Source organism: Pseudomonas sp. P5_A12, from assembly GCF_056400685.1.
Genome location: NZ_JBFUKU010000313.1, coordinates 1 through 5,973 on the forward strand (window position 1 = coordinate 1; position 5,973 = coordinate 5,973).

5 protein-coding genes and 1 pseudogene are annotated in these 5,973 nt (G+C 60.3%); all 6 read right to left on the bottom strand.

The window, feature by feature from the left end:
- On the bottom strand, nt 1–908 hold a 908-nt coding region (locus AC1DSG_RS26390), incomplete at its 3' end, for a DNA gyrase subunit A (protein ID WP_477793517.1).
- Between the two features lie 7 nt (nt 909–915).
- Nucleotides 916–1,440, bottom strand: coding sequence for a retropepsin-like aspartic protease family protein (locus AC1DSG_RS26395; RefSeq protein ID WP_477793518.1), 525 nt, complete (start codon nt 1,438–1,440; stop codon nt 916–918).
- Complete coding sequence (locus AC1DSG_RS26400; protein ID WP_477793519.1) at nt 1,437–2,426, bottom strand: esterase-like activity of phytase family protein; 990 nt, start codon at nt 2,424–2,426, stop codon at nt 1,437–1,439. The genes AC1DSG_RS26395 and AC1DSG_RS26400 overlap by 4 nt, the downstream gene beginning before the upstream one ends.
- Complete coding sequence (gene parE / locus AC1DSG_RS26405) at nt 2,426–4,330, bottom strand: DNA topoisomerase IV subunit B (protein WP_223520119.1); 1,905 nt, start codon at nt 4,328–4,330, stop codon at nt 2,426–2,428. The genes AC1DSG_RS26400 and parE overlap by 1 nt, the downstream gene beginning before the upstream one ends.
- Before the next feature lie 44 nt (nt 4,331–4,374).
- Nucleotides 4,375–4,983: a YqiA/YcfP family alpha/beta fold hydrolase gene (locus tag AC1DSG_RS26410; protein ID WP_477793520.1), complete on the bottom strand. Its 609-nt coding sequence runs from the start codon at nt 4,981–4,983 to the stop codon at nt 4,375–4,377.
- A 192-nt stretch (nt 4,984–5,175) separates the two neighbouring features.
- Nucleotides 5,176–5,394, bottom strand: a pseudogene (locus tag AC1DSG_RS26415) (DUF6124 family protein); the annotation flags it as partial.
- Nucleotides 5,395–5,973 lie beyond the last annotated feature (579 nt).

Sequence of the window (5,973 nt, forward strand, 5' to 3'; positions counted from 1 at the left end):
GGGTTTTCGTGGTCGGATTCATCGCGCAGGTCAGCGATTTGCGGCGCCTTGGACGGCTTGGCCTGCATCATTGCCGCGATCTGTTCCAGCACCTTGGCACCGGACACCTGGTGCGGTAGTGCGGTGACAATGATGTCGCCATCTTCAATGTGGTATACGGCGCGCATGCGCACCGAGCCCTTGCCGGTCTCGTACATTTTCAGCAGATCGGCACGCGGGGTGATGATTTCCGCTTCGGTCGGGTAATCCGGGCCCTGGATGTGTTCACATAGCTGCTCGACCGTGGCTTTGGGTTCATCGAGCAAACGCACGCAGGCCGTCGCGACTTCGCGCAGGTTATGCGGCGGCACGTCGGTGGCCATGCCCACGGCGATGCCGGTGGTGCCATTGAGCAGGATGTTCGGCAAGCGTGCCGGCAACACCAGCGGCTCGTCGAGCGTACCGTCGAAGTTCGGACCCCAGTCCGCCGTGCCCTGCCCCAATTCGCTGAGCAGCACTTCGGAATAACGCGACAGCCGCGCTTCGGTGTAACGCATGGCGGCGAACGACTTGGGATCATCCGGCGCACCCCAGTTACCCTGCCCGTCGACCAGCGTGTAGCGGTAGCTGAAAGGCTGGGCCATCAGGACCATGGCTTCGTAGCAGGCCGAGTCGCCGTGCGGGTGGAATTTACCGAGCACGTCACCGACGGTACGCGCCGATTTCTTGTGCTTGGAGTCGGCGTCCAGCCCCAACTCGCTCATCGCATAGATGATGCGTCGCTGTACCGGTTTCAGGCCGTCGCCGATATGCGGCAAGGCACGGTCCATGATCACGTACATGGAATAGTTGAGGTAGGCATTTTCGGTGAAGTCAGCCAGTGACCGGCGTTCTACACCGTCCAGGCTGAGATCAAGGGAGTCGCTCATGCGGGCCTCATCGGTTCGTTGTCTGGCGCAGCAGCATGGTGCCACCGCGCTGGGTAAATTCAAGTTTGTTCAGTGCGCTCATGCCGAGCAGCACCTGTTTGCCTTCCAGGCCTGGTGCAACCAGCGCGCGAACATCACGCAACACAATGTCACCCAGTTGCAGCCGGTCGATGCGGGTTCGATAGCCCTCGCTCAGACCATTGGCCGTGCTCAGGGTCACCCCGAAACCTTGCTCCAGTTTCAACCCCTCAGCCACACTGGCCGGAATTGACACATCCGTTGCTCCGGTATCGAGCATGAAATCCACCGGGTGGCCGTTGATAGCACCGCTGGCGACAAAATGCCCCTGGCGGTTGCTGACCAGTTTCACTTCGATAAACCCTTCGCCCTGCTCGGAGCTGATCTCCACATTCGGGTTCTGCTGCCGCGCCTCCCACTGCCCGAAAAACCGTGTCGCCAGAAACAGCGCGGCGCACCAGGCCAATATCAGCATGACCCGACCGGCGCGTTTACCCGGCGTTTGCTGGCTCACGGCTTGGCGCTCCAGCCACCTTCCGGCGCAGCGAAGCGCCAGACAACCGGGCGACTTTCACCATCGGTGCGGGCGCCGTTGTTGTTATCGACACCGATCCACGCGCCGTCAGCATCCACGATCAATGCTTCTTCGAGCCCGTAGTTCTGAGGATAACGACGGTTTTCCTGCAACAGTTCGGCCGCATACGACCAGCAGCGTTCGACCTTGGCCGTCTGCGGATCACGGCGACAAATCTGATAGGCGTTGCGCTCAAGGGTGAACAATTTGCCGTTGAACAACGACACGTCGGAAAAATCCCGGGATTCAGGTTTGGCCTTGGGGAATTGCGGTGGCTGCATTTCCATGCCCGCTTCGCTCAGCAACACACAGCCACCGTCGCAGTCCCACACCGTTTGTTTGCGCTTGATCGTCAACAATCCTCGGCTTTGACGCTCGGCCGCGAACCACATCTGATCACCCGCCGGATTGATTGCCAGGCCCTCAAACAGCGCATTGAATTGCAACAACATGCCACTGGCCCGTGCTTCGCGAACCAGCATCGGCGAGATTTTCAGCCAGGTCGCCGGCCCCGTCAGCGGGACTTGCAGGACCGCCGCATGGGCTTCGCTGACAATGTAGCGATTACCGGCGTTGTCGCAGGTAATGGCTTCGAAATCCAGATCGCCGCCACGCACGAACGACGCCAACCAGGCACGCGAACGCAAACCCCAAGGCAAACCACTGCCCGGCACCGCAGGCACACCGATGCCCACGGCTTCGGCCTGCCAGACCATGTCGCGGGTATCGAGGCGGTAGATTTGATCGTCGTCGCGATCGGACACCGCCCACAGGTCCTTGCCGCACTGGGCAAGTCCCGACAGATTGCCGCCGCGCATGCCGTCAACGGGATGTTCGGCTACCACGCGCAATTCCGGTGCCGGTTCAGCAAACGCCGAAACCGGAGTCAGAAGTAAACAACACGCCAGGGCAAAGCCAAGCCGCATCAACCAAGAACCTCGGCCAGGTTGCCCTTGGATTCCAGCCAGGATTTGCGGTCACCGGCGCGTTTCTTCGCCAGCAGCATGTCCATCATTTCCGACGTCGCTTCGAAATCGTCCAGGGTCAACTGCACCAGACGCCGAGTGTTCGGGTCCATGGTGGTTTCGCGCAGCTGTGGCGGGTTCATTTCACCCAGACCTTTGAATCGTGTGACCTGCGGCTTGCCGCGCTTTTTCTCGGCGACCAGACGATCCAGAATGCCATCGCGCTCGGCTTCGTCCAGGGCGTAGTAAATCTCTTTGCCCAAGTCGATGCGGTACAGCGGCGGCATCGCGACATAAACGTGACCGGCATCCACCAACGGGCGGAAATGCTGGACGAACAACGCGCACAACAAAGTGGCGATGTGCAGACCGTCGGAGTCGGCGTCGGCGAGGATGCAGATCTTGCCGTAACGCAGCTGGGCGATGTCCGCCGAGCCCGGATCGACACCGATGGCCACGGCAATGTTATGCACTTCCTGGCTGGCCAGCACTTCGCTGCCGTCGACTTCCCAAGTGTTCAGAATCTTGCCGCGCAACGGCAAGATCGCCTGAAACTCCTTGTCCCGCGCTTGCTTGGCGGAACCGCCGGCGGAATCACCTTCCACCAGAAACAGCTCGGAGCGCATCGGGTCCTGCCCGGCGCAGTCAGCGAGCTTGCCCGGCAGCGCCGGCCCGGCGGTGATGCGCTTACGCTCGACTTTCTTGCTCGCCTTGAGGCGACGACCGGCGTTGTTGATCGCCAGCTCCGCCAGCAACATGCCGGTTTCCGGGTTGGCATTGAGCCACAGGCTGAAAGCGTCCTTGACCACACCGGAAACAAACGCCGCCGCTTCACGGGACGACAGACGTTCTTTGGTCTGGCCGGAGAATTGCGGTTCCTGCATCTTCATCGACAGCACGAAGGCGATGCGTTCCCAGACGTCTTCCGGCGCCAGCTTCACGCCACGCGGCAGCAGGCTGCGGAATTCGCAGAACTCGCGCATGGCATCGAGCAAGCCCTGGCGTAAACCGTTGACGTGGGTACCGCCCTGGGCGGTCGGGATCAGGTTGACGTAGCTTTCCTGAACCGCGTCGCCACCTTCCGGCAGCCACAGCAGCGCCCAATCGACTGCTTCTTTATTACCGGCCAGGCTGCCGCAGAACGGCTCGTCCGGCAGGCGTTCGAATTCGCTGACAGCGTCTACCAGATAGGAGCGCAGGCCGTCTTCGTAATGCCACTCGACTTTTTCACCAGTGGCCTTGTCTTCAAAACTGACCAGCAACCCCGGGCACAGCACAGCCTTGGCCTTGAGCACGTGCTTGAGGCGGCTGATGGAGAATTTCGGTGAGTCGAAGTATTTCGGGTCCGGGGCGAAGAACACGCTGGTACCGGTGTTGCGCTTACCGACGGTGCCGATCACTTCCAGCTCGGTTTTTTTGTAACCGTCGGCGAAGGTCATCTGGTATTCGTTGCCGTCACGCTTGACGCGCACCCGGACTTCGGTCGACAGGGCGTTGACCACCGAAATACCCACCCCGTGCAGACCGCCGGAGAACTGGTAGTTCTTGTTGGAAAACTTGCCACCCGCATGAAGCTTGGTGAGGATCAGCTCGACCCCGGAAACGCCCTCTTCCGGGTGAATGTCCACCGGCATGCCACGGCCGTCATCGCTGACTTCCAGGGAGTGGTCGGCGTGCAGGATGACCTGCACCGATGTCGCATGCCCGGCCAAGGCTTCGTCGACGCTGTTGTCGATGACTTCCTGGGCGAGGTGGTTCGGCCGACTGGTGTCGGTGTACATGCCGGGGCGTTTGCGCACCGGGTCGAGGCCCGAGAGGACTTCGATGGCGTCTGCGTTATAAGAGCTAGCGCTGGGAGTGGCCATGGGGTCTCGTCGTCAAAGTCTTCAGTGAAAAAAGTGGCAAGGGTTCACAGTGTTGTGAAATCAATCGCCTGATACAAATCTGCGCCGATACCGGCAAAGCTCAGCATTGCCGGCAGTTGCGCGGCAAAACCCTGGAAACTATGGTCGCCGCCAGCCTGGATACGCAAGGCACACGCCCGGTAATACTGCTGGGCCTGGCGATAGTCCAGCGTTTCATCGCCGGTCTGCAACCATACCTGATACCGCTGCGGGTCTTGGGGCGCCGGCACTTCCAGCCCGGCCAGGGCCGTCACGTGGTCGTGGGTCAATTCCCATGCCTCATCGGTATACAGGTTTTTCTGCGTTCCCAGGAACCCGTCGAACATCCGGTGCGGACTGACGGCCGGGTTGATCAGCAAAGCCTTCAGGCCATGGCGCTCGGCCAAGTGAGTCGCATAGTAGCCGCCGAGTGAGCTGCCGACCAGCAGTGGCCGTTGTAGCTCTTTAATCGCCTGCTCCAGTTGAGCGATGGCCTCGCGCGGGTGGTGATGCAAGGCGGGCACACGCAACTGATCGCTCAAGCCCAGACGGTCCATCACTTGCATCAACTGCATGGCCTTTTTCGACGCAGGCGCGCTGTTGAAACCGTGGATATAAAGGATCGAACCAGGCATTTGAGCTCCCTGTGCGTCGGGTAAAGAGGCGCAGTTTACAGGGACTCGGGGGGATCGGGGATATCCTGGGGATTACAGGCGCCTGAACTGACGCTTTCGCGAGCAGGCTCGCTCCTGCATTGGATCTGCGTCGCTCACAGTTCACCTGTGGGAGAGCGCCTGCTCGCGAAGAGCGATCACTCGGTCTGACAGTTATGCCGGATCAACATTATCCAGCGCCCGATTCACCGCCAATTCGGCCAGCATGACCAACTGCTGAATCGCCATCGCCGCATGCCGGTCCGGCCCATGCAGGCGCGCCGCAAAATCGCTGGCCAGGACACTCACCGAAGCCAGTGACTCACAGGAATGGGCCAAAAGGCTTTCCGTATCCATTTCCGGGACGATCATGTACATCGTGCTGGGTTTGCGGACGGGGGGATTGGGTGTTGGTTTGAACATGGTGACACCTCAGTTCATTGATATGGCGCCACCCTAATTGCCGCGATGCAATGAAAGGGTGGCAGCTGTACGCGGGTTCGCGGACCGAGAACTGAGAATCGGCATACCCGAAGGTATCCCACGCACAGCCGCCATGACACAAAACGACAGACACCCGAAAGTGCTGTTGCAAAGCGCGGCGATTATGCATCAGTTCATAGGGCCGCGAAGCCCGATCGCTGAATGTGTCAGCGACAGGCAAAAGGCTAGAGATGCCACGTCTGACGGGCAACCTGAAAACATCGTGGGAAGGTTCTGAAATTTTTGCTGACCATTAAACAGTGCCTTCGCGAGCAGGCTCGCCCCCACAGGGAATTTTGTACATCAGCAAGAAATTGGTCGGCTGTCAGGCCGCCATCGCTAGCAGGCTAGCTCCCACAATGAATCGGCGTACACCCGCTGCCCTTTACCACTCATCAGGCCGAGCGTTAGCTCGCCTGCAGCTCTTGATCTTGATCCACCCGCCCCCTCGGGAGGCTGAGTGGAGGTGTTCATCCGGGGAGTGGCGCG

Excerpts from the sequence above, each read along its gene's own strand:
- parE (WP_223520119.1), bottom strand. The coding sequence starts at position 4,330 with ATGGCCACTCCCAGCGCTAGCTCTTATAACGCAGACGCCATCGAAGTC.
- AC1DSG_RS26410 (WP_477793520.1), bottom strand. The coding sequence starts at position 4,983 with ATGCCTGGTTCGATCCTTTATATCCACGGTTTCAACAGCGCGCCTGCG.
- AC1DSG_RS26400 (WP_477793519.1), bottom strand. The coding sequence starts at position 2,426 with ATGCGGCTTGGCTTTGCCCTGGCGTGTTGTTTACTTCTGACTCCGGTT.